At 54.3% G+C, this 1,971-nt stretch carries 2 protein-coding genes; both read right to left on the bottom strand.

The window, feature by feature from the left end:
• The coding region (locus tag B2R48_RS20370; RefSeq protein ID WP_414716191.1) for a hypothetical protein at positions 1-96 on the bottom strand (96 nt) is incomplete at its 3' end.
• Complete coding sequence (gene pgi, locus B2R48_RS14000) at positions 60-1,727, bottom strand: glucose-6-phosphate isomerase (RefSeq protein ID WP_297001513.1); 1,668 nt, start codon at positions 1,725-1,727, stop codon at positions 60-62. The genes B2R48_RS20370 and pgi, both read right to left, overlap by 37 nt.
• Positions 1,728-1,971 lie beyond the last annotated feature (244 nt).

Genomic DNA, 1,971 nt, shown 5'->3' with positions numbered 1-1,971 from the left:
CGGTGACAGGTCACTTCCAGAAAGTTCTTCACGGACTTCGGCCTCGGTCTTTCCGCGCATCAATGCCTCGGCCTGTGCAAGGCAATTCGAGACCAGCTTGTCATGATGGTTCGCCAACGGATGCAGCGCATTGGCAGCCATNNATCTTCCTTGCCCTCAACCATCGGAAGCAGTTCCTTGGCAAGCTGCTTGCCAAGCTCAACCCCCCACTGGTCATAGGAATTGACGTTCCAGATGATGCCCTGAACAAAGATTTTGTGTTCATACATCGCGACCAGACGACCAAGGGTAAAGGGATCAAGCTGCTTATAGAGAATCATCGTGCTTGGCTTATTGCCATCAAACACCTTTTGGGGTGCCAGAACATCAATCTCGGCCGGTGACAGGTCACTTCCAGAAAGCTCTTCACGAACTTCGGCCTCGGTCTTGCCGCGCATCAGGGCTTCGGCCTGTGCAAGGCAGTTCGAGACCAGCTTGTCGTGATGGTTCGCCAGCGGATGCAGCGCATTGGCAGCCATGATGAAATCAACCGGGATCAGTTCCGTCCCCTGATGGATCAACTGATAGAAAGCATGCTGGCCATTGGTGCCCGGCTCCCCCCAGATGATCGGACCGGTTTCATAGGCAATCGGCTTGCCATCACGGGTTACCGACTTGCCATTACTTTCCATATCGGCCTGCTGCAGATAGGCCGGAAGACGCGACAGGTGCTGATCATAGGGCAGGATCGCCTGGCTCGATGCGCCCAGCACATTGCGATACCACACCCCGATCAGACCAAGGATCATCGGAATGTTGGTTGCAATCGGCGCGGTTTTGAAGTGGTTATCCATCGACTGCGCACCGCGCAGCAGTTCTTCGAACTTGTCATACCCGACAGCCAGAATGATCGGCAGACCGATCGCCGACCACAGGCTGTAACGACCACCAACCCAGTCCCAGAAACCGAACGCATTGTCGGTATCAATGCCAAAAGCTGCGACCTTGTCGAGTGCGGTTGAAACCGCAACGAAATGCTTGGCGACGGCAGCTTCGTCTTTCAGCATCCCAACCAGCCAATCACGTGCCGAATAGGCGTTGGTCAGCGTCTCATCGGTGGTGAAGGTCTTGGATGCGATAATGAAAAGCGTCGTTTCCGCATCAAGGAACTTCAGCGTATCGATAATATGCGCGCCATCAACGTTGGACACGAAATGGCAGCGAATACCATCAATATGGTACGGACGAAGTGCTTCGTTGACCATGACCGGGCCAAGATCGGAGCCACCGATCCCGATATTGACGACATCGGTGATTTTCTTGCCGGTATGGCCTTTCCATTCGCCGGAATGGACGCGTGCTGCAAAGTCCTTGAGGCGACCGAGCACTTCCTTGACCGCTGGCATGACATCCGTGCCATCGACCTCAACCGGGCCACCATCAAGGTTACGAAGGGCCGTATGCAGAACTGCGCGGTTTTCGGTGACATTGATCTTGTCGCCGGCAAACATCCGGTCGCGCCAGCCTTCAACATTGGCCGCCTTGGCAAGATCAACCAGAGCCGCCATGACGTCATCGTTAACCAGGTTTTTGGAATAATCGACAAACAGGTCGGTCAGGACCGCGCTGTATCGTTCAAACCGCGCGGGATCGTCGGCAAATGCCTTACGCAAGTTGAGTTTTTCGGAAACTTCCGCGCCAAGTTGATCAAGTTTTTCCCAGCTTGCAGTCATTTTATCAGCAGACATACCACCCTCAGCCCATTCCAATTCATTCATAACAATGCAGTGCTTTGGCCAAAAGCCTAGCACGCGTTTCAAACCATGTGTGGGACAGTTTGCAGAATGTCGCGACATCAAGGTCCCGATGCCGCGACATCACAATTCTCAACGTGCGGCAAGAAAGTCTTCGACTTCTTTTTCCGTCGGCAATGCGTTGATCGCACCGCGCTTGGTTGCCGTGATCGCGCCGACCGCATTGGCAAAGCGGCAC

The sequence above is a fragment of the Thalassospira sp. UBA848 genome (assembly GCF_002295455.1).
Classification (GTDB): Bacteria; Pseudomonadota; Alphaproteobacteria; order Rhodospirillales; family Thalassospiraceae; genus Thalassospira.
Note: the sequence above shows the minus strand (reverse complement) of the source record. Positions and strands in the feature narration are given on the sequence as shown.